Genomic DNA, 24,502 nt, shown 5'->3' on the forward strand with positions numbered 1-24,502 from the left:
CGATGGAAGCCATGACGAGAACGAGCGACTGGTCCAAGGGCGCCGGGCGTACCGGCTTCTCCGATCAACTTCACGATCTGTGGCGGACCCGGCCGATGCGCTTCCCGAAGGACGGACCGCTCGCGGGCGTGGCCGTCGGCTTCGGCCGCCGCTACGACGTGGACCCCGTCCTGGTGCGGGTGGCGTTCGTGGTGTCGGCGCTTTTCGGCGGCGCGGGCATCGTGCTCTACCTGCTCGGCTGGCTGCTGCTCCCGCAGGCGGGCGACCAGTCCTCGCCGGCGGAATCGCTGTTCGGCCGCGGCCAGTCCTCGCAGAACTCGTCCCGGACCATCGTGCTCATGGTGGCGTTGGGGATCGCCGTGAGCACGATGGGACCCGTCGGCGTCGGGCTCGGCGGGTCCGGTGTCATCAGCTTCGCGCTCATGCTGGCCGGCTGGTGGCTGCTCTACCAGCGCCAAACCCAGCCGCCCGCCGCCTATTTCGACCAGACGGCCGCCGACAGCCTCCTCAATACCGGCTACCCCGGCACCACCAATTCGTATTGGACCGGCTACCCGGGCACCAACGCCGTCACCTTCCAAACCTACGGCCCGTATACCACCCTCCCGGACCACTACGAGCCCGACCCCAACCAGCCGCCCGCGCCGGAATCCGCCGCCGCCCAGCCCATGTCGCAGCCCGGCACGGCGCAGCACCCCTCTCCGACCGGCGACGCCGACACGGCGGTACTCCGCGCCAATCCGCCCGACGCCGACACCGCCGTCCGGCACCCGGAATCACCTACCCCGCAACACCTTCCGGACACCGCGACCACCGAAGTCCTCGACACCCGCTACGCCCCAGCATCCTCCGTGGCCGACACCGTGGTGATGCAGAAGTCCGGATCTCCCTCGGGCCCGGTCGCTTCCGGAGAACCGACCGACGCCGCTCGAACCGGGACCGCGAATCAGGACGCATCCGCCGGGAGTAAGGCTGCCGCCGGTGCCGGCCCTGCGGGGACGACCGACTCGAGCCGGACCGGACCGGGACAACGCGGCGATGCGACGGATTCCGGGCAGCCCCGCAGCACAGGTCCTGCGGCACCGGTCGACATGAGCAAGCCGAGCCCTGCCCTGTCTGCCCTCGACAGCCCCTCCGCACCGGCCGATGGCGCCAGCGGCGGAAATCAGGCGCCCGCCATCCCCGAGACCGGCGAACCCCGTGTGCTGCACCCGATTCCGTCGGCCGCCGATCGCCCCCGGGCCGGATTCGGGCCCGCGCCGATCTCCCCCGACTTCGGGCCCACCCCGCCCGGCTGGGATCCGCTCGGCGTGGCCCCGCTGGCCTGGCAGCTCCCCGAGCCTGGCATGCCGCTGCAGCAGACCGCAGTACAGGCGCCCCCGCGCCGCCCTCGCTCCCGGCTGACCGCGGTCACCATCGGCCTCGCGATCCTGGCCGCCGCCGCAGCGGGTTCCGTGGCCGCCTCGGGCGTGGACTGGATGACCCCGGCCCGGATCGGGGCCGCGGCCCTCGCGGTGATCGCGCTCGGACTGATCATCGGCGCGTTCCTGCGTCGCGGCCACGGCCTCATGGTGCTGCTCGCACCGCTGGCCGGATTCGTCATCCTGGCCTCGCTGGTGGGTCCCATCGAATTCGATCAGGGCGCGATGGGCGACCACCGGTGGACCGCCGCAACGGCTTCCGAACTGCTGCCCGAGTACCACGTCACGATGGGGTCGGGCACCCTCGACCTGAGCAGGCTGCAGCTGACCGAGGACCGTGACGTCGCCGTGAAGGTACGCATGGGCGACGCCCGCGTGGTGCTGCCGCCCAACCTCCGCGTCAATACGACATGCACTGTCCGCATGGGCGATTCGAATTGCCTGAGCGGAATGTCCGGCCCGGCGACGGGTCCCGTCCTGAACCTGACCGTCGATGTACAGATGGGAAATGCGGAGGTGAACCGTGGCTGAGAACCGGAACAAGAACCGTCGTCCCTCGTTCGGACTCCTGCTGGCCGGCCTGCTCGGCCTGGGCGTGAGCGTGTGGGCCTTCGTCGGCCCCCACTTCTGGCCCGTCTCCGGCGGCCTGTCCCTGGGCTGGATCGTGGTGATCGCCGCCATTGTCGTCGGTATCGTCCTGGTTCTCACCCCGAGAAAGAACCGCGACTGACCGACCGCGCTGCCCCTTCCCTCGCCGGGGTAGCGCACCGCTCCCCCGCCTCCCCGGCCCTTCAGCGCACGACTCGGGTGCCGTCGACCGCCAGGCACGCGTGCCGGCGGTCGAGTGCCAAATCGATTTCGGGCGTACCCGACGAGTTACCCCCGTCGGCACGAAATCAGTTGTCACTCTGGGAGACGAGGGAACGAGATGGCCCGCACCTCTGGGTGCGGGCCATCTCTTTGTCAGCGGGAAATTCCTACTCCCATTCGATGGTCCCCGGCGGCTTGCTCGTCACGTCGAGCACCACGCGGTTGACCTCCGCCACCTCATTGGTGATGCGGGTGGAGATGCGCTCCAGCACCTCGTAGGGCAGGCGGGTCCAGTCGGCGGTCATGGCGTCCTCGCTGGAGACCGGGCGCAGCACGATCGGATGGCCGTAGGTGCGGCCGTCGCCCTGCACGCCGACGCTACGGACATCGGCCAGCAACACCACCGGGCACTGCCAGATCGACTTGTCCAGGCCCGCGGCCGTAAGCTCCTCGCGCGCAATGGCATCCGCCTGGCGCAGCAGCTCCAGCCGGTCGTGGGTCACCTCGCCGATGATGCGGATGGCCAGACCCGGACCCGGGAACGGCTGGCGCGCAACGATTTCCTCGGGCAGCCCCAACTGGCGGCCGACCGCGCGCACCTCGTCCTTGAACAGCAGCCGCAGCGGCTCGACGAGCGCGAACTCCAGATCGTCGGGCAGGCCGCCGACATTGTGGTGGCTCTTGATGTTCGCGGTGCCCGCACCGCCGCCGGACTCCACGACGTCCGGATACAGGGTGCCCTGGACCAGGAACTCGACCTTGGTCTCGCCCTGCTCGCCGACCACCTCGGAGACCGCGTCCTCGAACGACCGGATGAACTCCCGGCCGATGATCTTGCGCTTCTCCTCCGGATCGGTGACGCCCTTCAGCTCACCCAGGAATTTCTCCACCGCGTCGACGGTGACCAGCTTGGCCCCGGTCGCGGCGACGAAATCACGCTGCACCTGCTCACGCTCACCCGCGCGCAGCAGACCGTGATCGACGAACACACAGGTGAGACGATCACCGATGGCACGCTGCACCAGCGCCGCCGCGACCGCGGAGTCCACGCCGCCGGACAGACCGCAGATGGCGTGCCCGTCCCCGACCTGCTCCCGCACCTGGGCGATCAGCGCGTCGGCGATATTGGCGGGCGTCCACGCGCCCGGAATCTCAGCGATCTCGTGCAGGAACCGGCTCAGCACCTGCTGGCCGTGCGGCGAGTGCAGCACCTCCGGGTGGTACTGCACACCCGCCAGCTTGCGCGCCCGATCCTCGAACGCGGCGACCGGTGCGCCCGCGGAGGTCGCGGTCACCTCGAACCCGGCGGGGGCATCGGTGACGGCGTCGCCGTGGCTCATCCACACCGGCTGCCGGGTCGGCAGGCCGCCGTGCAGGATGCCGCCGTCCACGCTCAGCTCGGTGCGGCCGTACTCACGAGTCCCGGTGTGCGCCACCGTCCCGCCGAGCGCCTGCGCCATGGCCTGGAACCCGTAGCAGATACCGAAGACCGGCAGCTCCAGATCGAACAGCCGCGCGTCCAACTGCGGCGCGCCCTCGGCGTACACGCTGCTCGGCCCGCCGGAGAGAATCACCGCGGCGGGGTTCTTCTCCGCGATCTCCTCCACGGTGATCGTGTGCGGGACCACCTCGGAATACACACTCGCTTCGCGCACCCGGCGCGCGATCAGCTGCGCGTACTGCGCGCCGAAGTCGACGACAAGGACTGGTCGCTGGGTTTCTGCCACGGCCCACAGTCTAGTGAGCGATACACGCCACATTGATCACGCCTCCCCCGCCTTCAGCATCCGCTGGGTATCCCTGCGGATCGGTAGGTGACAACTGATCTTGTGAGATGCGGGCAACTGACCGGGTACGTCCACAATCGGTTCGGCACCCAACCGTCGGCACGGGTGCACGGCAGTCAACGGCACCGAGCCGCCCGCCGGAGTCTCGGGGATGGACCTCCACCCCGGGCCGAGGCGCACCGCGGCCTCGGAAGCGGTGACCGGCCCGGCCCGGAAGTGGTGGCAACGGAACGGTATTCGCATCGCGCGAGCCGGCGATAGGGACTTCCGTCCCCGTTCCCGTCGTCCTCGGCATGGCGCCGTTGAAGCGCGCCCAGCGACCGGTAGCGAACATCCGATAACTCTGAAAAGGACGAATCCTCGGCCAGGTGCGGGGTTCACAACAGTCAACGGCACTCAGCTGCCCGCCGAAGATTCGGGGAGGCGGGGGAGTAAAGCTCGCCGGATTGTCACCGGTGCTGGCTATCCTCTACCACGTGCCATTCGCCCGTGCGATCGATGCCGAGATCCACTACGAGGACAGCGGGGGCGAAGGTCCGGTGGTGCTGTTGGGGCACGAATTCCTCATGGACCGAACGATGTTCGCGTCGCAACAGGCGGCGCTGACACCCGAGTTCCGGATCGTGACCTGGGATGCGCGCGGGCACGGCCGCACCCGCGACGAGGGGCTGCCGTTCACGTACTGGACCTCCGCCCGGGACGCGCTGACCGTACTGGATCAACTCGGCGCGGAACGCGCCGTGGTGGGAGGGATTTCACAGGGCGGCTTCATCGCCCTGCGCACCGCGCTACTGGCCCCCGGCCGCGTCGCCGCCCTCATCCTGCTCTCCTGCGACGCGCACGAACCCACCCCGACCGAACTCGCCAACGCCCGGAGGTTCCTCGACAAATGGCATGAAGACGGCCCCCGCCCCGCCCTCGCCGAATACCTCGCCCGCTGGCTCATCGGCGACGACGACTGGTACCGCGCCGTCTGGGTGAAACGCTGGCTCGCCCGCGACCCCAATGCCACCGAGGTGGCCGCCGGCGCCCTGCTGGGCCGCGACTCGGTCCTGGACCGACTATCCGAAATCACCTGCCCCACTTTGGTCATCCACCCCACCCGCTCCGGCGTCCTCCGCTCCCACGCCCGCGAACTCGCCGACCGCCTCCCCAATGCCCACTACCTCGAAATCGAAGGCGCCCGCCAAACGGTGAACATGACCCACCCCGTGGCCGTCAACACCGCCGTCCGAGAATTCCTCCGCGGGTTGGCTCCCCCGCCGCCCCGCGCTTTCAGCGCCCAACTCGGGAGCCGTTGACTCCGTTCGCAAAGGTGACAACTGATTTCGGACCGATCCGGGTAACTCGTCGGATAGGTCCACAATCGTTTCGGCACCCGACCGCCGGCATACGTGCACGACCATCCACAGCTCCCAAGCCATGCGCTGAAGGCACGGGGGAGGCGGAGGAGACGACCGATCCAGAACTTCGTCAGCGGTCGAAGTCCGGTAGCGCGGATGTCGGATATGGTTCGCGCCCTTGCACATTCGGGTGAATACGCAAGGGCGCTAGGCCGTGATTCGCGGTCAGGCGCGGATGTTCAAACCGACCTTTTGGAATTCCTTGAGGTCGCTGTAGCCGGTCTTCGCCATCGAACGACGCAGGCCGCCAACCAGATTCAGCGAACCGAACGGGTCGTTGGAGGGGCCGTTGAGGACCTGGTCCAGCGGGACGCGCTCCTCGTCGACGGCGTACGGCAGCACCGCGCCGCGCGGCACCGACGGGTGCGCGGCGGCCGACGGCCAGTACCAGCCGTTGCCCGGGGTCTCCCGGGCCATGGCCAGCGGCACGCCAAGCATGACCGCGTCCGCGCCACAGGCGATGGCCTTGGCGATGTGGCCCGAGGTCAGCGTCTCGCCATCGGCGATGACGTGCACGTAGCGGCCACCGGTCTCGTCCAGGTAGTCGCGACGCGCGGCCGCGGCGTCGGCGATGGCGGTGGCCATCGGCACCCCGATGCCGAGCACCTCACCCGTGGTGGTGGCGCCCTGCATGGAGCCGTAGCCGACGATGACGCCCGCCGCGCCCGTGCGCATCAGGTGCAGCGCGGTGCGGTGATCGGACACGCCGCCCGCCACCACCGGCACATCCAGCTCGGCGATGAAGGTCTTCAGATTCAACGGCTCACCGTCGCCCACGTGCTCGGCCGAGATGATGGTGCCGTGCACCACCAGCAGGTCGATGCCCGCCTGCACCAGCGCCGGGGTCAGCGCCCGCGCGTTCTGCGGGCTCACCCGCACCGCGGTGGTGACACCGGCCGCGCGCACCTGCGCGACCGCGGCGGCCAGCAGATCGGGCTGCATCGGCGCGGCGTGCAGCTCCTGCAGCAGCGCCACCGCGGCCTCGGTGCCCTCCTTCTCGCCGACCTCGGTCAGCTGCTGGATCTTGGCGGCCACATCGGCGTGCCGGGCCCACAGGCCCTCACCGTTGATGACGCCCAGACCGCCGGCCCTACCCAGCTCGATGGCGAACTCCGGCGACACCAGCGCGTCGGTGGGATGCGCCAGGAACGGGATCTCGAAGCGGTAGGCGTCCAGCTGCCAGGACAGCGACACCTGCTTGGACGAGCGGGTCCGACGGGACGGAACGATGTCGATATCGTCCAGTTCATAGGTGCGCCGGGCGGTCCGGCCCATGCCGATCTCGACCATATCGCGCATCGTCAGTCCTCCTGTGTCTAATTTGCCCTCCGCTTCGCTCCGGGCGGGTTCGCGGCGCTGGAGGTCTCGTTCTTCCCTCCGCTCCTCCGCTTCGCTCCCGGGTCCGCTCCCAGCGCGGGGAGGCGGAGCGCAGTCCAGAACGAGACCCGCCGCGAACCTTGTGGGCGTTGGCATTTGCCGGTTATGTCCGGCTACGAACGGGTGGTGTAGTTGGGAGCTTCGACGGTCATGGTGATGTCGTGTGGGTGCGACTCCTTCAGGCCCGCCGCCGTGATCTGCACGAACTGCGCGGCCTGCAGATCGGTGATGCTCTGCGAACCGGTGTAGCCCATGGCCGCGCGCAGACCGCCCACCAGCTGGTGGATGACCTGATCCAGCGGGCCGCGGAACGGCACCCGGCCCTCGATGCCCTCGGGCACCAGCTTCTTCTCCGAGAGCACGTCGTCCTGGAAGTAGCGGTCCTTGGAGTACGACTTGGCCTCGCCGCGACCCTGCATGGCGCCCAGCGAACCCATGCCGCGGTAGCTCTTGAACTGCTTGCCGCCCACCAGGATCAGATCACCGGGCGACTCGGCGGTACCGGCCAGCAGCGAACCGAGCATGACGGTCGAGGCGCCTGCCGCGATGGCCTTGGCGATGTCGCCGGAGTACTGCACACCACCGTCGGCGATGACCGGCACACCGTGCGGCTTGCACGCCGCCACGGCCTCGAGGATCGCGGTGATCTGCGGCGCGCCGACACCGGCGACCACGCGGGTGGTGCAGATGGAGCCGGGGCCCACACCCACCTTCACCGCGTCCACGCCCGCCTCGACCAGCGCCAGGGCGCCCGCACGGGTGGCGATATTGCCGCCGACGATCTGCACCCGGTCGCCGACCTCGGCCTTGACCTTGGAGACCATCTGCAGCACGCCCGACTGGTGACCGTGCGCGGTGTCGACCACCAGCACGTCCACGCCGACCTCGGCCAGGGTCATGGCCCGGACCCAGGCGTCCTCGCCGACACCGACCGCGGCACCGACCAGCAGGCGGCCGTCGCGATCCTTGGTGGCGTTCGGGTACTGCTCGGTCTTGACGAAGTCCTTGACCGTGATCAGGCCGCGCAGCTTGCCGCTGCCGTCCACGATCGGGAGCTTCTCGATCTTGTGGCGGCGCAGCAGGCCCAGCGCGGCCTCGGCCGTGACGCCCTCCTGGGCGGTGATCAGCGGCGCCTTGGTCATCACCTCGGCGACCTTGCGGTCCTGATCGACCTCGAACCGCATATCGCGGTTGGTGATGATGCCGACCAGCATGCCGCGCTCGTCCACCACCGGCAGACCGGAGATGCGGAAGCGAGCACACATGGCGTCGACCTCGGCCAGCGTGTCATCGGGACGGCAGGTCACCGGATCGGTCACCATGCCCGCCTCCGACCGCTTCACCGTCTCGGCCTGCGCGGCCTGCGCCTCCACCGACAGATTGCGATGCAGCACGCCCATACCACCCGCGCGCGCCATGGCGATGGCCATACGCGCCTCGGTGACGGTGTCCATGGCCGAACTCACCAGTGGGGTGCGCAGCGAGATCTCACGCGTCAGCGTGCTCGAGGTGTCGACCGAGCTCGGAATCAGATCCGAGGCCGCGGGCAACAACAGCACATCGTCGAAGGTGAGGCCGAGCATGGCGATCTTGTCGGGATCGTCGCCGCCCGTATGGGGGCGGCCAGCGTTTCGTTCGCCCGTCACGGGACTGCTCATTCGGATCGACCCCTCCTGGACCTCGGCAACATCCACCGGACCGGGCACCGGTGAACGCATGGATGAATGGCAATGCCGGCGTTTGCTACCCGGCCTTTGGTCAACCATGGTATCGGCTCGACAATTCCACGCCGCACCCCGCCCGACCCCGCGCCGGTGGGCCTGACAGCGCCGTATCGACGGCCACAACCGCTGCGGTTTGTCGGCTGTGCCATTAATGTGTCGGCTGCCACGACATCACGGCGTCTGCTCGGGACAAACACCCGAGCCCGCCGCAGAACAAGACAGTGCGCCGCGCCGGGAGAGGACTGTGCGCCGCACCACCAGCGAAGTGAGGGCAAATCCCCTTCAGCGCTGGCGCACATGGGGTGGTTCTGCGTACCGTGGGACTGTGCGTGACCATCTACCACCTGGCTTGCCGCCGGATCCGTTCGCCGGAGACCCCTCCGACCCGTCGGCCGCGCTCGATGCCATCGAGCCGGGGGAGCCGCTGGATCCTCACGAGCGCCTAGCGGTCGAAGAGGATCTCGCCGACCTCGCGGTCTACGAGGCGCTGCTGGCCCACCGTGGCATCCGCGGTCTCGTGGTCAGCTGCGAGGACTGCCGACAGGATCACTACCACGACTGGGACATGTTGCGCGCCAATCTCCTCCAGCTACTGGTGGACGGCACGGTGCGACCGCACGAGCCCGCCTACGACCCGACGCCCGAGGCCTACGTCACCTGGGACTACTGCCGCGGTTACGCGGACGCTTCCATGAACGAGGCACTGCACGGCGACGGATTCGACGGGTTCGACGTCTGATTCATCGAAAAGGGCCTGCATCCCAAGGATGCAGGCCCTTTTCGCATGTCCTGCGAAGACCGCTCCGCCCCGCTGATGTGAAAACCCGATCGGCGCACGACGATCGGGTGAAGCGGGTGGTGTTCTAGCGCGTCCCCGGCATCGGAACCGGCGGCAGCACGCCGCCGCCGGACGGCACGATGATCGTGGACGGGAGGATAGGCACGACGGCCGAGGGCTTTTCGACCGGCGGCTGTGGCGTCGGCTGTACGCCACCACCCGTCGTACCGCCTCCGGTGGTGCCTCCGCCCGGAACCGCGACCGACGTCGAGTTCCCGCCACCGCCGGTCGGCGGCACCACCGGCGGTTCGGATTCCTGCGGCAGAGACGGCAGGGTGGTCATCGGCGGAACGACCGGCACCGTCGAAACTCCGCCTCCGGCGCCCGGATTCGGGCTCGGCGCGGTCTCGGCCGCCCGCGAATCGATGGTCGTCGACGGAGTGCCGTCCGTCTTGGTCGGCGGATTCACCGGCGGCACCGGCTCATTCGGCGTGGTCGTCACGACCGGCACCTTGGTGGTGCTGCTGGTCGGGGCGATCGACGCCAGGGAACTGGCCACCTCGGGCGCCTTCTGCTGCAGCACCGCGTACAGCTGCTGCCAGCGGTCGGTCAGGTTGTCCTTCTTGCCGGAGTCGTTGACCTGGGAGGCATTGTCGGCGGCACGCTCCATCAGCGGCTTGGCCTCGTCGGCCTTGCCCTGCGCGATGAGCTGCTGCGCCTGCTGCAGATCACTGTCCGCCCGCGAGACGACCGTGGATTGCGCCTGTTCACTGAACACGACCTCCTTGACCCGCCAGAGCGGATCACCGGGGCTCGCGTTGTAGGAGAACGCCGTCAGACCGCCGATGACGAGTGCCATGGCCGCCGCCGCACCCAGGATGGGCCGGACGAGCCGTAGTCGCCCGCGATTCGACGCGCCGATTCTGGCCTGTCGTGCGCCGATCTCCTGGTTGACCGCGGCGACAATGGCATCCAGGTCCGGTCCGGCCGGCAAAGGCTCGGCCACGATCTCCGCGCGCCAGTCCGCCAGCAAGGCGGCGAGCTGATACTCCTCCGAAGTACCCGTCTGCACGGGGCCATCGCCGGAGATGGCGTCGATCAGTGCATCGTCGCGTCGCACCGCGGCAATGTCCACCGGCCCGGTATCACCGGACGCCTCGGCGTAGGGACCGCTGTTCTGCGATCCAGGTCGCGCCTTCCAGTCGCCCCGACCGCGCTCGCCATCCCTAGCCATACATTTCACCTGCCCTCGCCACTTGAGACTTGAGTTTCGCGAGTGCCCGGTGCTGGGCGACTCGTATAGCACCCGCCGTACTGCCCACGGCGACTGCGGTTTCTTCAGCCGACAGACCCATGACCAGGCGAAGGATCAGGATTTCTCGATGCTTTTCCGGCAAGGTCGCCAGCAGAGCGTTCATCTGCCGGCTCGTTTCGGATTCGAGAGCTCGCTGCTCCGGTCCCTGGTCGGTGGATATGACATCCGGTACTTCGGCCATGGCGTCCGCCTTGTTACGGGCGGAATTTCTGTGGGCGTCTGCGACCTTGTGCGAGGCGATGCCGTAGACGAAAGCCATGAACGGCCGACCCTGATCCTGGTACCGGGGGAGGGCGGTCATGACGGCCAGACAAACCTCCTGCGCGACGTCGTCAGCGGAGAGCTGGCCACGTTCGGCCGATCCGATGCGCGCACGGCAATACCGCACCACGAGGGGGCGGATGCTCACCAGTACCTGGGAAAGGGCCGCCCGGTCGCCCTGCGCTGCGGCAGCGACGACTGCGGGATCCAACTCCTCACCCGTGTTGTTCATCGTCAGAGCTGTTCCTGGCGTTTTCGAGAGTGGCACGGCGGCGGGAGAGCCCGTGCTTCCGCGGAGGGGCGGAACGGTCCAACAATAGCGGCTGGCGCATTCATGCCAGGCGTTACGGGGTGGTTCTCGGGGACGACTCAGGGAAGTCCCGGGGGACACTCAGGGATGGCCGAGAAGGCCGCTGGCCGAACGCAATCGCCCACCGCGAGCGTCCAGCAACCGCGCGCACTCGGCTGCCAGGATCGCGCCGTCACCTCCGGGTTCGACACCGGAGCGGAGCATGGCGCAGGCCCAGCGCAGCGGCAGCAGCTCATGTTCGGCGCAGGCACGATCGACTTCGGTTGCGAGAGCCCGGGATCGCTCGAGGTCACCCGCGGCGGCGCTGGCGGCGGCCAGAAGTAGCCGGGATTTCACTCGATGCCGCAGCGAGGGCGAGTTTTCCGCCAGGACGAGGGCGGCCTCGGCGTGTGCCAGGGCGGGATCGACCTGGGCCGGGCGATCGCCGGCAGTGAGGTCGGCCACGGGGGCGGAGATCAAACCGGAGCCGGGGGCCGACAGCGCCGTCTCGGCAGCAACCCAGTGCAGTCGGACACGCGGGCGCCACGCACTCGCGGCATCGGTCAGATGAACGTCGAGATATTTGTGGCAACGATCCAGCAGCCGGGCGGCAAGCGCCGGGCGGAGGGTGCCGAGAGCATCGGCGGCGAGTCCGGTCAACGCATCGCAAACCGCTTCGGCGCGCCTGATTTCCGTCGGGGTCGCGGCGGGGGCGGTCGCGTGCTGGATATCGCCGGCAACGGCGGGCAGGGCCAGGGCGGCCGCGCGGCCGTCGGCGACGGCGGCGTCGCCGTGCCAGCCGAGCTGGCGCAGCAACGAGGCCTCGGTGCTGTGGGTGAGCGACAGCAGCGCGGGGTCGGTGGTCGCGCGGCGGGCGCGGCCGAGCTCGGCGCGCGCGGCGGCGTAGTGTCCGATTCCACTGAGCGAGACTGCCCGCAGCCAGTATCCGGCGGCGTCGGCGGCGGCCGGCAACCCGATGGCAGCGCGTTCGGGGTTGGCGCCGAAAGCGGCGTCGGCGAGTTCGGAGTTCACTTCGAGCACAGGCACAGCCGCACTGTAACCAGTGCCGGGGCAAGTGAGGGCAGCTGCCATACCACAGCACCCCAGCTATCGATCAGCATTCGCAAGCGCCTTTGTGTTTCCACTCCGTAAATCTGTTCTCGCTATCGCCCAGCACGCCCGTAAGGAATTCGTATAGCGTTTCGCGCTATTAACCTGACGGCCGCGAATCGGCCATCTCTACCCTACTCGGCGCGAGATGTCCAATGGCTGAGATCACTCTGATCGAGAGTCTTGCATAGATCAGGTGACGGGTATCGACCCTCGAAAATCCGCTGCTACCAGGCATTTCTGCCAGTCGGATGGGCTATCACAGGTTGGTCACGGCACTGGGCAACCGATCAGTATCACCACAGGCAGGCGGTTTTGTAAATAGCTAGGATGTTAATTCTCTAATGTGCACGTATTCGGCTCGAGTCGAATGAAGCTATTGACTCGAATTCGTTGTCCGACCTAACGTACGTCATCGCCGTCGTTGGCGTCGTGTCGAATTGCGTAGCCGACGAAGTGCGATCGCCGGGCCACGGCGATGCGGCCACCTGTTTGCCACCAGCACCGCTCGACAATGCCGACGAGCTCGCACCATGAGGAGTTCACCATGCCTATGCCGACCCACCTCCCAGGCCCGAACGCCGATGTCTGGGATTGGCAGATGCGCGGATCCTGCCGCGGTCAGGACTCCGCGGTGTTCTTCCACCCGGACGGCGAACGCGGCCGCGCCCGGGCCCAGCGCGAGCTGCGCGCCAAGGAGATCTGCAAGTCCTGCCCGGTGCTGCTGCAGTGCCGGTCGCACGCGCTGAAGGTCAGTGAGCCCTACGGCATCTGGGGCGGAATGTCCGAGACCGAGCGCGAGCTACACGCCCGCCGCAACCGCCGGCGCATCGTCGCCTGACGCACCCGTTCCGCGCTCCGGGCAAACTCGCGTGACTGGTGTTCACCAGCGCTGTCGCTGAGACCGACGACCGAGTGGGCTCGAGATGCCTCCCATCCGACAGCGATGGCGTGCCGAATGTCTAGCAAACACCCGGCACCGCTCCAGGGGTCGGCGACGTCGGCAGGTCGCGTCGTGTCTCGAATGTCACGTATGCGACGTTTCGGCGCAACTGGAAAGCCACTCTGCCACAGTCTCTTTGCCGATACCCCCACGCGAGAGGAGATTATAGCGGCACGCTACCCTCGTGGCCGATGACACAGAACGGAGCGTTGTGACAGCGCGGCCGCCGGCCGCAGAGGGCAACTCGTTCCAGAGCTCGAGGGACGGAGGGGCGGAAACGCCCAGCGTGGACTCTGCGGTGACGGCGCGCGCAGCCGAAAGTCTCGAACTAGCCGCACTCCTCGAGCGTTGCGGGCAGTCGAATCAGCAGGCGTTCGCCGAGCTGTACGACCGCACCAGCGCGCGAGTGTTCGGCCTGGTCCTACGCGTGCTACATGATCCGGGCTACGCGGAGGAGACCACCCAGGAGGTCTACCTCCAGATCTGGCGCACGGCAGCCAACTTCGACCCGTCCAAGGGTTCGGCCGTCACCTGGTTGATGACGCTGGCCCATCGGCGCGCGGTCGACCGGGTTCGGGCCGAGCAGGCGCACGCCCTGCGCGAGGTCGCGTACGGCACCAGCACTCTCGGCAACGAGTTCGACGAGGTCACCGAGGAGGTCGGGCGTCGGCTGGAACAGCAGGCGGTGCTCGCCGGCCTGGCGACGTTGACTGAGACGCAACGGGAAGCCATCTCCCTCGCGTACTTCGGCGGACGCACGTACGCCGAGGTCGCGGCCCATCTGGGCGTAGGGTTGCCCACCGTTAAGTCCCGTATACGGGATGGATTGACACGACTCAAGAAAAGTTTGGGAGTGACGTGAGATGAAAGAAAGCCAGATCGATCTCGCGCACACTGTCGCGCTCGGATCGATCGGCGACGAAGATCAGCGCGCAGTGGCGGACCTTTTGGATACCGACGACGCCGTACTGCGCGCGGCCTTCACCCAGGAAGTGCAGCAGACCCGAGAAGCCATCATGCTGGCCGCGTCCGCGGTGGCCGTACCGCCACCGCCCGCGCTCCGCGATCGCCTTCTCGCCGCGATAGCCACAGACCAGGCACCGCCGAACACGATTCACCGCTCCCACCACGGTCTCCACCACGGAAACGGCCGCTCCGCCAGTCCGATCCACGACTGAGAGCTCATTTCCCGAAGTAAGAGGTCCAGATACCCGTCACGCCCGCGAGGTCCTTTTTGCATGCCGCCGATTCAGGTCGCCTGACCGGTTTCGGCTGGATGCTTTGCCGGTAAAACCCGATTTGTATGCGACTCCTCAGCATCCTCATTCGCTCCTACCGCCGTGCCCTCGCGGGCGTGGCCGCTCTCACCCTGATACTCGCGGGCCTCTACGTCTTCGCCGACCCGCACGCCGGCGATCTCCGGGACCCATCCCCCGCCGTCCCGCTCCCGCCCGTCTCCGTGCCACTGGGCCCGAATTGGCTGACGCCGTCACCGACAGACACCTACCCCGGGCCTACGGTGACGATCTCCCCGGCGCGCTGACAGCCGCCCGGACCCGAAAACCGCTGCGGGCCGGCATGCCCGGACCGGTAGCGCGCGACAGTCGGATTCGGTTCGGGCATTGGAACTTTCATGGAACGAGGCGCTCGCCTCGGCGAAGAGGGCACGCGGCCCGAAAATGACAGTGGCGCAATGTAGTCCGGACGCGACCATTGCCCTCCGGGCGTCATCATGGCAATGCGGGGCGTGGCGCAGTCACGCCGACGGCCGGATCGCGCCGGACGATAGTGAGTGGCGCGGTTGGGATTCGGAGACGGCGAGGCCCCCGGACAGCGGGCTGTCCGGGGGCCTGAGTTGACGTCAGCTGAGCTGGGTCAGTGGGCGTGACCGTGGTGGGCGGCGGCGGGCTCGTCGACCGGCTTGTCGACGATCGCGGACTCCGTGGTGAGGACCATGCGGGCCACCGAGGTGGCGTTCTCCACCGCGGAACGGGTGACCTTCACCGGGTCGATGACACCCTCGGCGACCAGGTCGCCGTAGGTGAGGGTGGCGGCGTTGAAGCCATCCTTGCCGTCGGACACCTTGGACACGACGACCGCGCCGTCGACGCCGGCGTTGCTGGCGATCCAGAACAGCGGCGACACAAGGGCCTGACGCACGACCTCGACGCCGACGGCCTCGTCACCGGAGAGCGAGTCGCGCAGGGCGTTCAGCGTGGAAGCGGCCTGCACCAGGGCGGTGCCACCGCCGGGGACGATGCCCTCGGCGACCGCGGCCTTGGCGGACGCGACGGCGTCCTCGACGCGGTACTTGCGCTCCTTGAGCTCGGTCTCGGTGGCCGCGCCGACCTTGATGACGGCGACGCCGCCGGCCAGCTTGGCCAGGCGCTCTTCCAGCTTCTCGCGGTCCCAGTCGGAGTCGGTGTTCTCGATCTCCTTGCGCAGCTGGGCAACTCGCCCGTCGATGTCGGCCTGCGAGCCGGCACCCTCGACGATGGTGGTCTCGTCCTTGGTGACCACGACGCGGCGGGCCTTGCCCAGCACGTCCAGGCCGGCCTCACGCAGGGTGATGCCCAGGTCCGGGTTGACCACGGTGCCGCCGGTGACGATGGCCAGGTCGTCCAGAAACGCCTTGCGGCGGTCACCGAAGAACGGGGCCTTCACCGAGACGACCTTGAGGGTCTTGCGAATCGCGTTGACCACCAGGGTGGACAGCGCCTCGCCGTCGACGTCCTCGGCGATGATGACGACCGGCTTGCCCGACTCCGCGATCTTCTCCAGCAGCGGCAGCAGGTCCGGCAGGGAGCTGATCTTCTCGCGGTTCAGCAGGATCCACACGTCCTCGTAGACCGCCTGCATGGTCTCCGGGTCGGTGACGAAGTACGGGGACAGGTAGCCCTTGTCGAACTGCACGCCCTCGGTGATGGCGACCTCGGTCTGCAGACCCGAGGACTCCTCGATGGTGACGACGCCGTCCTTGCCGACCTTGGTCAGCGCCTCGGCGACCAGCGCGCCGATCTCCTCGTCCCGCGAGGACACGGTGGCGACCTGCGCGATGGACTTCTCGCCGTTGACCGGGGTCGCGGCGGCGTGCAGGGCGGCGGCGACCGCCTCGGCGGCCTTGCTCATGCCCTTGCCCAGGGTCATCGGGTTGGCGCCTGCGGCGATGTTCTTCAGGCCACCCTTGATGAGAGCCTGCGCCAGCACGGTGGCGGTGGTGGTGCCGTCGCCGGCGACGTCGTTGGTCTTGGTGGCGACGCTCTTGACCAGCTGCGCGCCCAGGTTCTCGAACGGGTCCTCGAGGTCGATGTCGCGGGCGATGGTCACGCCGTCGTTGGTGACGGTCGGGCCACCGAACGCCTTGGCCAGCACCACGTGCCGGCCGCGCGGGCCCAGGGTGACCTTGACTGCGTCGGCGAGCTTGTCGACGCCGCGCTCCATCGCCCGGCGAGCCTTCTCGTCGAACTCGATCTGCTTTGCCATGTACCTACTCCTGAAATGAGTTGGGTCGGAACGCACTCCGCCCCGGGCCGGTTGCTGTATTGGCAGCTGCGACTCGGGGCGGTGTCTCTCGGTGCTCTGGGAAGCCCGGCCGCGGGGAGGCGGAGGCCCGAGCCCCGAGAGTTGGAGCGTTCCTACTTGGTGACGACGGCCAGCAGGTCGCGAGCCGACAGGATCAGGTACTCCGAGCCGTTGTACTTGATCTCGGTGCCGCCGTACTTGCTGTAGATGACGACGTCGCCTTCCTTGACGTCCAGCGGAATCCGCTTCTCGCCGTCTTCGTCCCAGCGACCCGGGCCCACGGCGATGACGGTGCCCTCCTGGGGCTTCTCCTTCGCCGTGTCGGGGATAACCAGGCCGGAGGCGGTCGTCGTCTCAGCCTCGTTGGCCTGGACGAGGATCTTGTCCTCGAGCGGCTTGATGTTCACGCTCGCCACGTTGAGCCCTCCACTTTCAGGGGATTCGTCGCGTCCGGGGCTGTTCCCCGGACTCACGGTTTCGGTCATGTGTGTGACCCTGCGCAATCAGCCCCGTCGTCGCGGGTGCCGGGACCCCTGCCCAGTAGTCATCAGCTGGCACCTCAGCACTAACCCAGTGCCAACTAGCACTCTATACACGGGAGTGCCAGCGCTCAAGGCCGGGCACTGCTACTCCGTACCCGGCGTTACCTGTAACGCCGCTGGACAGCACGGCAACACCGCTGGACAGCGCGACTCGCCGACACGACGGCCCGGGAATCTGAGGTCTTCCAAAGAAATCCGAAAATCTGTAACGTTCGGATAACGGATTGTGACACCATTGACGTCGGCCACGCGACGAGACCGAATCGGTCCCGCCACGTGCACCGTCGAGAGTTTCACAACTGCTTCACCCCGCCAACCGCGTGGCAACCCTGCGCGCGGGCTCGAGAAGAGAGCAAGACCGCAAGTGATCAGTGGCAGGTCCGGATGCCCCATCGGACAAGGGCCCGCCGCGATCCGAAGCTCGGAGACGTCCGCCACCCGTTGGGCGCGTCCGGAGTCCGTTCGAGATGGTCGTCTCCACCCGGACCATCCGCTCGAAGGGAGGTGAACATGCGAACATCCCTCGGTATCTCCGCCGGGAGCGAGGTGGTGTGCTCGGCGACGGTCGCCACCGCACCCAACGGCGCCCAGAACTTCGACTACCGGGTCGTGACGGCCGATACCGCCCACTCCGACCTCGGTGATCTGGTGGCGTCCTCGATCGAATTGATGACCACCCAGATTCCGCGCGACAGCGTGCATCCGGTCGGCGCCCATCCGGTCGCCCGCGGCAACGGCCACCGCGAGCCCGGCTCGGCCCCGCCCGGTGACATCGCGGTCGCCTACCGCGACCGGGAGCAGGCCCAGATCATCCGCTCGGCGATCGGTCGGCAGCGGCACGGCGTACAGCTCATCCCGGAGAGCACGGCGGCCCTGGCCTATCTGCGGCACACCGGCCTGCTGGACCGCTGGAACACGGTGGCGATCATCGACATCGGGGCAACCGGCACCACGGTCACCGTGGCCGACCACGCTGACGACACCGTGCTGCGCACCGAGCGCACCGCCGCCATCAGCGGCAACGCCATCGACGAGCTGATCCTGCGGCACCTGCTGGACTGCCACCTGTCCCGCCGCGGCATCCGGCCCAACCGGGGCATTCTGCTCAACCGCAGCCGCGCCGCCAAGGAGCACCTGTCGGTGGTTCCGGCGGTCACCATCGACCACGTGGCCGGGCAGCCGCTCAAGCTGACCCGGGTGGACTTCGAGGAGATCGTCGCCGACCTGCTACGCGAGCTGACGGTATTCACGCGCGCCGTGTTCGCACGCGCCCCGAAGTTCCCGGAGGCGGTCGCCGTGATCGGCGGCGGCGCCAATGTGCCGATCATGGTGGTGGGGCTGGAGCGCCAGCTCGACGTGCCGGTCGTCACCGTGCCGGAGCCGGAGGCCGCGATCGCGAAAGGCGCGGCGCTGGTGGCGGATTCGACCACGCCGAGCAGCGCCTTCCCGGTGATCGGCCTGGGCTCGGACGCGCCGATCGGCACCTTTACCAAGGTGGCGGGCACGCTGGCCGGCGCGATCGTGGTGGTCGGTCTGATCGTCGGGTACGGGGTCAAGGAATTCGTCGTGCCCGAGCCGCAGAACACCCACTACTCGCCTTCCACGACCGGCCCGCAGCAGTCGGTCCCACAGACCACCCTGTCGACGGGCCCGTCGGGCGGCTCCACCACGACCACCCCGCGCCGCACCACGGCCGCCGTTCCGCTGCCCCTGACCGGTTCGGCCGGCGGAGCCCCCGTCGCGCCCAGCAGCACCGCCCAGCAGCCGCCGCTGCGCCCGGATCCCGACTTACCCCAGATCCCGTTCCCAGCGGATCTCTCCCGCCTGCTCGGCCCGCTGCTCGGCACCACCCTGCCGTCGGCCGAATCGGAGCCGCATATCTCGGTCACGCCCGCGCACGCCCACTGATTCGGGCTCCGCGAACGGCGGTGGCACACTCCCCCCTCCCCGAGACTTCAGCGGCCACGTGAAACCGTTGACGGTCGCGTACCCGTGCCGGCGGTTGGGTGCCGAACCCAGTTCGGACGTATGAGTTACCCCGAGCGTTACGAAATCAGTTGCCGCCTCGGCATTCGCCAGCCCGCTCACGACCGGTTGCGGGCGGCATTCACAGGTGGCTGGTGGAGACGGGGAGGCCGGGGTCGGTGGCGACGGTGAGTTCGGAAGGCTCTGCGCCACCGGCGATCACGTGGGCGCCGAGGGTGGCGATCATGACGCCGTTGTCGGTGCACAGGCGCGGCTTGGGGACGCGCAGGGTGATACCGGCTGCGGTGCAGCGTTCTTCGGCCATCGAACGGATGCGGGAGTTGGCGGTCGCGCCGCCGCCCAGCACCAGGGTGTCGACGCCGGTGTCCTGGACCGCGCGCACCGCCTTCATGGTGAGCACATCCGCCACGGCCTCCTGGAAGGACGCCGCGATATCCGGGATGGGCAGCTCGCGGCCTTCCCGTTGCGCCGCTTCGACATAGCGGGCGACGGCGGTCTTCAGGCCGGAGAAGGAGAAGTCGTACCGCGGGTCGCGGGGGCCGGTCATGCCGCGCGGGAAGGCGATGGCGTTCGGATCGCCCTCGGTGGCAATGGAATCCAGCACCGGCCCGCCCGGGTAGCCGAGGCCGAGCAGGCGGGCCACCTTGTCGAAGGCCTCGCCCGCGGCGTCGTCGACCGTGCTGCCCAATTCCGTGATGGGGTGGGCGAGATCGGTGACCTGCAGCAGGTGGGTGTGCCCGCCGGACACGAGCAGCGCGACCGCCGGGGGCATGGGACCGTGTTCGAGGGTGTCCACGGCCACGTGCCCGCCCAGGTGGTTGAGCGCGTAGAACGGGATATCCCAGGCCGCCGCATAGGCTTTCGCCGCCGCGACGCCCACCAGCAGCGCGCCCGCGAGACCGGGGCCGATGGTGACGGCGAGGGCGTCGGGCTTGCTGATGCCGGCCGTGGCCAGCGCCCGGCGCATGGCGGGCACGATGGCCTCGAGGTGTGCGCGGGAGGCGATCTCGGGCACCACGCCGCCGAAGCGGGCGTGCTGGTCCACGCTGGAGGCGACCTCGTCGGCGAGCAGTTCGCAGCTGCCGTCGGGCCGTCGGCGCACGATGCCGACTCCCGTTTCGTCGCAGGAGCTTTCGATACCCATGACGATCATGACGAGACCTCGGCGTCGGTGGTGAATCCGTCCTGCGGGAAGCCGGCCATGGCGGGTCGCCGCATGGTGTACGCGTCGGCCCCGCTGGGCTGGTAGTAGTTCTTGCGCAACCCGATGATGTGGAAGCCGTGCTTCTCGTACAGCGTGATGGCGGGCGCGTTGTCGGTGCGGACCTCGAGGAACACCGGCCCGCCGCGGCGGCCGGCCTCCAGCAGCAGCGCCTCCAGCAGCAAAGTGCCGATGCCGCGCCGGTGCTCGGCGGGATCGACGCCGATGGTGTGGACCTCGGCCTCGGGATGTTCGGCGGTGCCGAGCAGTGCGATGCCCGCGTAGCCGATCATGCGGCCGTCGGAGTCGCGCGCGGTGATGTAGCGGTTGTGCGGTCCGGCCAGCTCCGACAGGAACGAAACCTCGTGCCAGGGATCGTCCTCCGGGAACAGCACCTGCTCGAGTTCGGCACAGCGGGAGACGTCGGCAGGCCGCATCGGTTCGATGCGGATGGTCATCGGCCCACCTGCGCGTAACTCTTCTCGACGGCATCGGGGCGGCGCAGGTACAGCGGCACCAGCGGCGCGGGCACGACGCCGGCCAGAATCTCGGCGGCGGCGCAACGCACCAGGCCCGCCGGGGACGGCGTCTCGACCGGCAGCACCGGCAGATCGAAATAGTCGACGTGCGAAGCGGATCCGGCGATCACGGTGGCGGCGGCCTGATCCAGATCGGCGGGCTTGCTGACCTCGGGCCCCTCGGACCGCGTCAGTGTCCGGCCCTCGGCCGCGGTGCGGTAGCGCGCCCAGTAAACCTCGCGACGGCGGGCGTCGGTGACGACCAACAGCTCGATCGGGTCGGCGCTCTCACGCAGATAGCTCTCGGTGTCGGCAGCGATGGCGTCCAGGCTGCACACCCCATACACCGGAACACCCAGTGCGTCACCGAAGGCGGCCGCGGTGGCCATGCCGACGCGCAGTCCGGTGAACGGTCCAGGCCCGACACCGGCCACGACAGCGGCGATATCGGCACGGGAACGCCCGGATCCGGCGAGGCAGGCCAGGATCTGCGGGGTGAGCACCTCGTTGTGCGCGCGAGCGTCCACGGTCACCTTGGCGGTGATCGTGGTGATCTGCGGTGCGTTCGACCCGGGTTGCGCCGGTTCCAGTTCCACCAGTCCCGCTGTGACGGCGGGGGTCGCGGTGTCGACAGCCAATATCAGCATGATTGTCTTTACGATACTGCGTCTAATTGCCTCCGCTTCGCTCCGGCGGGGTTCGCGGCCCTGGAGGTCTCGCTCTTCCCTCCCTCCGCTCCTCCAAGGCGCAGGTCTATGGAGCCGTTCGCTCCCCCGCTCCACTCGGTCCAGAACGAGACGGGCCGCGAACCTCATCGCAATGGTCTCGGGCTGTGACACTCGGCACAATCAAAACCGCGAAGTCATTTTCCCGACACCCACTCCCATTCGGCGGTGCGCACGTCGGACTCGGGTTCGCGGCGCAGCTGCACGCGCAGATGGCGATCGGCCAGGTGTTCAGCCACGCCCAGACCCCATTCGACCACAACCACGGCGTGGTCGAGATCGGTGTCCAGATCGAGGGCGTCGAGTTCGTCGAGGTCACCGCCGAGCCGGTAGGCGTCCACGTGCACGAGCGCCACCGCACCCGGGTGGGTTCCGGCGCGGTGCTGGCGGGCGATGATGAAAGTCGGTGAGCTGACGCGTCCTTCGACACCCAGCCCGGCGGCGATGCCGCGAGTGAGCGCGGTCTTACCCGCGCCCAGCGGGCCGTCGAGGATGACCAGATCCCCGGCCTGCAGCTGTTCGGCGAGCTCGCGGCCCAGCGCCTCGGTGTCCTCGACGGTGGCGAGCATGCGGTGATCGGTCACCGGTCACCGCCGACGTGGGTACGGACCACGCGGCCGCGGGGGTAGCAGACGATCTCGTAGTTGATGGTGCCGAGCGTGTCGGCCCACTCCTGGGCGTGCGGGTGACCGGGCTCACCACCGAACAGCACCGCGGTGTCACCCGCCCGGACCCCGGCTTCGTTCTCGCCCAGGTCCACCACGATCTGGTCCATGCACACCCGGCCGATCTGCGGGTAGCGGACGCCGCCCAGCGCCACCGAGAATCGGCCGCCCAGCAGGCGCGGCACGCCATCGGCGTAGCCGACCGGAACGAGGGCGACCGTGGTGTCGCGGCCGGCGATCCACTCGTGGCCGTAGGACACGCCCTCCCCCGCCGCGACCCGCTTCACCCGGAGCACCCTGGCGCGAAAGGTCATGGCCGGGCGCAGGCCGAAATCGGATAGCTCCGGGATCGGCGACAGGCCGTACACGGCGATGCCGGGGCGCACCATGTCGAAGGCGAGGTCCGGACGGGTCAGTGCGGCAGCGGAATTCGCCAGGTGCGCCAGTTCCGGCTGCAGGCCGTGCTCCTTGGCGGTGGCGATGAATTCCAGGAACCGTTCGCGCTGCATGTCATTGACCGGATGCTGCGGCTCGTCGGCGAGCGCGAGGTGGGAGAAGATGGCGCGGAAGCGCACCGTCTCCTCGGCGACCAGCCGCCCGAGCAGGTCGAGCACCTCGGGGAATTCGGCGGTGGGGATGCCGTTGCGGTTGAGCCCGGTGTCCACCTTGAGACTCACGGTGGCGGTCCGGCCGAGCTGCCGCGCCGCCTGCGCCACGTCCTCGAGCTGCGCGAGCGCGGAGACGCCGATTTCGATATCGGCGGCGATGGCCCTCGCGTAGTCGGTGTCGGAGGTGTTGAGCCAGCACAGGATCGGTGCGGTGATCCCCGCGGCCCGCAGCTCCACCGCCTCGCCGACCGTGGTGGTGCCGAGTTCCCGCGCGCCCGCCGCCAGAGCCGCCCGCGCGACCTCGACCGCACCGTGGTTGTACCCGTCCGCCTTGATCACGACCATGACCGCGGCGTCTCCGGCGTGCTCGGCCAGGATTCGCACATTGTGGGCAATGGCATCCAGGTCGACGACGATCTCCACCTGCGGGTCGGGCTTCTTCACGCCCTCGATACTGCCACGCTCCGCTGCCGCTCCGAACCTGCAGCGGGCGGCTGAGGGCCGTTGACCGTCGCGCACCCGTACCGGCGGTTGGGTGCCGAACCGATTTTGGACCTACCCGGCGAGTTACCCGGCTCTTACGAAATCAGTTGTCACCTTCGCAGCGGCAATCGCCGCTGACGCGGCGGACAGCGACCCATCGCTTGCCGGGAGCAGCGGCAGCCGGACTGCCGAGGTGGGGATGCGGCCCTGGGCGGCCAGAACCGCCTTCACCACAACGGGATTGGGTTCGGTGAACAGGGCGGCGGCCAGCGGAGCCAGGCGGTTGCCGAGTTCGCGGCCGGATGCCAGTTCGCCCCTGCGCCAGGCGGCGATCAGGTCGGCGTAGGCGGCGGGGGCGACATTGGCGCAGGAGAGAATCGCGCCCGACGCACCCAGGGCGAGCAGTGGGGCGGCATACAGATCGTCGCCCGCGAGCACGGATGTGTGGTCGGGCAGGCGGGACATGAAGGCGATCGTGGTGTCGTCGATGCCGCCCGCGGTGTATTTGAAGCCCGCGACATTCGGCAGTTCGGCGAGGCGGAGCAGGGTGTCGGCACCGAGGGTAAGGGCGGTGCGGTATGGGATGTGGTAGATCAGCAGCGGCACGGGGCTGGCGGCGGCGAGGGTCCGGAAGTGTTCCACCACACCGGCTTCCGAGGGCCGCGTGTAATAGGGAACGACCGCGAGGGCGGCGGTGGCGCGCGGGTCGAGGGCGGTGAGGGAGCGGGCGGAGTCGACGGTGGCGTTGGAGCCCGCGCCGATGATGAGGGCGGCGGCGCGCTCGCGGCAGACGTTCGCGCAGATGTCGATGACCCGGGCCTGCTCGTCCGCGGTCAGGGTGGCGGGTTCTCCGGTGGTGCCGAGCGCGACCAGGCCCGCCGCGCCCGCGTCGAGGACTTCGTGGGCGAGGGCTTCCAGGGCGTCAGCGGCCAGGTCGCCATCGGCGGTGAAGGGCGTGACCAAGGGCACATACAGGCCGGTGAATGTCATGTGACCAGCGTGATCGATACTGGGCTTCAGGTCTATTTCACGTT

At 68.7% G+C, this 24,502-nt stretch carries 23 protein-coding genes; 9 read left to right on the forward strand and 14 right to left on the reverse strand.

Annotation, left to right across the window (positions count from 1 at the left end; all coding sequences use genetic code 11):
* The first annotated feature begins 11 nt into the window (after positions 1-11).
* Both ACIRRA_RS38065 and ACIRRA_RS38070 read left to right on the forward strand, forming a co-directional pair.
* Positions 12-1,952: a PspC domain-containing protein gene (locus tag ACIRRA_RS38065; RefSeq protein WP_402778680.1), complete on the forward strand. Its 1,941-nt coding sequence runs from the start codon at positions 12-14 to the stop codon at positions 1,950-1,952.
* A complete protein-coding gene (locus ACIRRA_RS38070; RefSeq protein ID WP_356997121.1) occupies positions 1,945-2,151 on the forward strand; it encodes a hypothetical protein in 207 nt (68 codons plus the stop codon). The genes ACIRRA_RS38065 and ACIRRA_RS38070 overlap by 8 nt, the downstream gene beginning before the upstream one ends.
* Positions 2,152-2,398: 247 nt before the next feature.
* Here the strand turns inward: ACIRRA_RS38070 and guaA are convergent, their stop codons facing one another.
* Positions 2,399-3,991 carry a glutamine-hydrolyzing GMP synthase gene (guaA, locus tag ACIRRA_RS38075; RefSeq protein ID WP_402778685.1) on the reverse strand — a complete coding sequence of 531 codons (1,593 nt, stop codon included), beginning with the start codon at positions 3,989-3,991 and terminating at the stop codon, positions 2,399-2,401.
* A 503-nt stretch (positions 3,992-4,494) separates the two neighbouring features.
* On the opposite strand from guaA, the gene ACIRRA_RS38080 reads away from it, so the two are divergent.
* On the forward strand, positions 4,495-5,319 hold the full coding sequence (locus ACIRRA_RS38080; protein ID WP_402778688.1) for an alpha/beta fold hydrolase: 825 nt from the start codon (positions 4,495-4,497) through the stop codon (positions 5,317-5,319).
* A gap of 267 nt (positions 5,320-5,586) precedes the next feature.
* Here the strand turns inward: ACIRRA_RS38080 and ACIRRA_RS38085 are convergent, their stop codons facing one another.
* Positions 5,587-6,720: a GuaB3 family IMP dehydrogenase-related protein gene (locus tag ACIRRA_RS38085; RefSeq protein ID WP_402778691.1), complete on the reverse strand. Its 1,134-nt coding sequence runs from the start codon at positions 6,718-6,720 to the stop codon at positions 5,587-5,589.
* 191 nt (positions 6,721-6,911) lie between these two features.
* Complete coding sequence (guaB, locus tag ACIRRA_RS38090; protein ID WP_402778694.1) at positions 6,912-8,456, reverse strand: IMP dehydrogenase; 1,545 nt, start codon at positions 8,454-8,456, stop codon at positions 6,912-6,914.
* A 391-nt stretch (positions 8,457-8,847) separates the two neighbouring features.
* Between guaB and ACIRRA_RS38095 the strand changes: the two genes are divergently transcribed.
* Complete coding sequence (locus ACIRRA_RS38095) at positions 8,848-9,261, forward strand: DUF5319 domain-containing protein (RefSeq protein ID WP_029923780.1); 414 nt, start codon at positions 8,848-8,850, stop codon at positions 9,259-9,261.
* A 124-nt stretch (positions 9,262-9,385) separates the two neighbouring features.
* On the opposite strand, the gene ACIRRA_RS38100 is transcribed toward ACIRRA_RS38095, so the two are convergent.
* The 3 genes from ACIRRA_RS38100 to ACIRRA_RS38110 form a co-directional block, all read right to left on the reverse strand.
* The gene (locus tag ACIRRA_RS38100; RefSeq protein ID WP_402778699.1) at positions 9,386-10,534 is read right to left on the reverse strand and encodes an anti-sigma-D factor RsdA; all 1,149 of its coding nucleotides are present in this window, start codon (positions 10,532-10,534) and stop codon (positions 9,386-9,388) included.
* Positions 10,527-11,108: a sigma-70 family RNA polymerase sigma factor gene (locus ACIRRA_RS38105; protein WP_213557917.1), complete on the reverse strand. Its 582-nt coding sequence runs from the start codon at positions 11,106-11,108 to the stop codon at positions 10,527-10,529. Before ACIRRA_RS38105 ends, ACIRRA_RS38100 begins: the two co-directional genes overlap by 8 nt.
* Positions 11,109-11,267: 159 nt before the next feature.
* The gene (locus tag ACIRRA_RS38110) at positions 11,268-12,212 is read right to left on the reverse strand and encodes a hypothetical protein (RefSeq protein WP_402778704.1); all 945 of its coding nucleotides are present in this window, start codon (positions 12,210-12,212) and stop codon (positions 11,268-11,270) included.
* 610 nt (positions 12,213-12,822) lie between these two features.
* Between ACIRRA_RS38110 and ACIRRA_RS38115 the strand changes: the two genes are divergently transcribed.
* The 4 genes from ACIRRA_RS38115 (at position 12,823) to ACIRRA_RS38130 (ending at position 14,761) form a co-directional block, all read left to right on the forward strand.
* Complete coding sequence (locus ACIRRA_RS38115; RefSeq protein ID WP_040855647.1) at positions 12,823-13,116, forward strand: WhiB family transcriptional regulator; 294 nt, start codon at positions 12,823-12,825, stop codon at positions 13,114-13,116.
* 388 nt (positions 13,117-13,504) lie between these two features.
* Positions 13,505-14,080: a sigma-70 family RNA polymerase sigma factor gene (locus tag ACIRRA_RS38120; protein WP_356997109.1), complete on the forward strand. Its 576-nt coding sequence runs from the start codon at positions 13,505-13,507 to the stop codon at positions 14,078-14,080.
* A 1-nt stretch (position 14,081) separates the two neighbouring features.
* Positions 14,082-14,396, forward strand: coding sequence for a hypothetical protein (locus tag ACIRRA_RS38125; protein ID WP_402778709.1), 315 nt, complete (start codon positions 14,082-14,084; stop codon positions 14,394-14,396).
* A 125-nt stretch (positions 14,397-14,521) separates the two neighbouring features.
* Positions 14,522-14,761 (forward strand): hypothetical protein, encoded by a 240-nt coding sequence (locus tag ACIRRA_RS38130; protein ID WP_402778711.1) that lies wholly within the window; start codon positions 14,522-14,524, stop codon positions 14,759-14,761.
* Positions 14,762-15,093: 332 nt separating this feature from the next.
* Here ACIRRA_RS38130 and groL read toward each other — a convergent pair whose 3' ends face one another.
* Together groL and groES are read right to left on the reverse strand one after the other, a co-directional pair.
* Complete coding sequence (gene groL, locus ACIRRA_RS38135; RefSeq protein ID WP_402778714.1) at positions 15,094-16,701, reverse strand: chaperonin GroEL; 1,608 nt, start codon at positions 16,699-16,701, stop codon at positions 15,094-15,096.
* 152 nt (positions 16,702-16,853) lie between these two features.
* Positions 16,854-17,156, reverse strand: coding sequence for a co-chaperone GroES (groES, locus tag ACIRRA_RS38140; RefSeq protein ID WP_033086015.1), 303 nt, complete (start codon positions 17,154-17,156; stop codon positions 16,854-16,856).
* A 636-nt stretch (positions 17,157-17,792) separates the two neighbouring features.
* Between groES and ACIRRA_RS38145 the strand changes: the two genes are divergently transcribed.
* Positions 17,793-19,190, forward strand: a complete 1,398-nt coding sequence (locus ACIRRA_RS38145; RefSeq protein ID WP_402778717.1) for an Hsp70 family protein — start codon at positions 17,793-17,795, stop codon at positions 19,188-19,190.
* Between the two features lie 199 nt (positions 19,191-19,389).
* On the opposite strand, the gene tsaD is transcribed toward ACIRRA_RS38145, so the two are convergent.
* From tsaD to dapA, 6 genes are all read right to left on the reverse strand, one after another.
* A complete protein-coding gene (gene tsaD / locus ACIRRA_RS38150) occupies positions 19,390-20,421 on the reverse strand; it encodes a tRNA (adenosine(37)-N6)-threonylcarbamoyltransferase complex transferase subunit TsaD (RefSeq protein WP_402778720.1) in 1,032 nt (343 codons plus the stop codon).
* A complete protein-coding gene (rimI, locus tag ACIRRA_RS38155; protein ID WP_356997103.1) occupies positions 20,418-20,927 on the reverse strand; it encodes a ribosomal protein S18-alanine N-acetyltransferase in 510 nt (169 codons plus the stop codon). Before rimI ends, tsaD begins: the two co-directional genes overlap by 4 nt.
* Positions 20,924-21,634, reverse strand: a complete 711-nt coding sequence (tsaB, locus tag ACIRRA_RS38160) for a tRNA (adenosine(37)-N6)-threonylcarbamoyltransferase complex dimerization subunit type 1 TsaB (protein ID WP_402778725.1) — start codon at positions 21,632-21,634, stop codon at positions 20,924-20,926. The genes rimI and tsaB overlap by 4 nt, the downstream gene beginning before the upstream one ends.
* 215 nt (positions 21,635-21,849) lie before the next feature.
* Entirely contained in the window at positions 21,850-22,281 is a 432-nt protein-coding gene (tsaE, locus tag ACIRRA_RS38165; RefSeq protein ID WP_402778814.1) for a tRNA (adenosine(37)-N6)-threonylcarbamoyltransferase complex ATPase subunit type 1 TsaE, read from the reverse strand.
* An 11-nt stretch (positions 22,282-22,292) separates the two neighbouring features.
* On the reverse strand, positions 22,293-23,429 hold the full coding sequence (gene alr, locus ACIRRA_RS38170; protein WP_402778728.1) for an alanine racemase: 1,137 nt from the start codon (positions 23,427-23,429) through the stop codon (positions 22,293-22,295).
* 123 nt (positions 23,430-23,552) lie between these two features.
* Positions 23,553-24,458, reverse strand: coding sequence for a 4-hydroxy-tetrahydrodipicolinate synthase (gene dapA, locus ACIRRA_RS38175; RefSeq protein ID WP_402778731.1), 906 nt, complete (start codon positions 24,456-24,458; stop codon positions 23,553-23,555).
* Positions 24,459-24,502: the final 44 nt, after the last annotated feature.

Origin of the sequence: Nocardia sp. NPDC101769 (assembly GCF_044766925.1) — a bacterium.
Taxonomy (GTDB): Bacteria; Actinomycetota; Actinomycetes; order Mycobacteriales; family Mycobacteriaceae; genus Nocardia.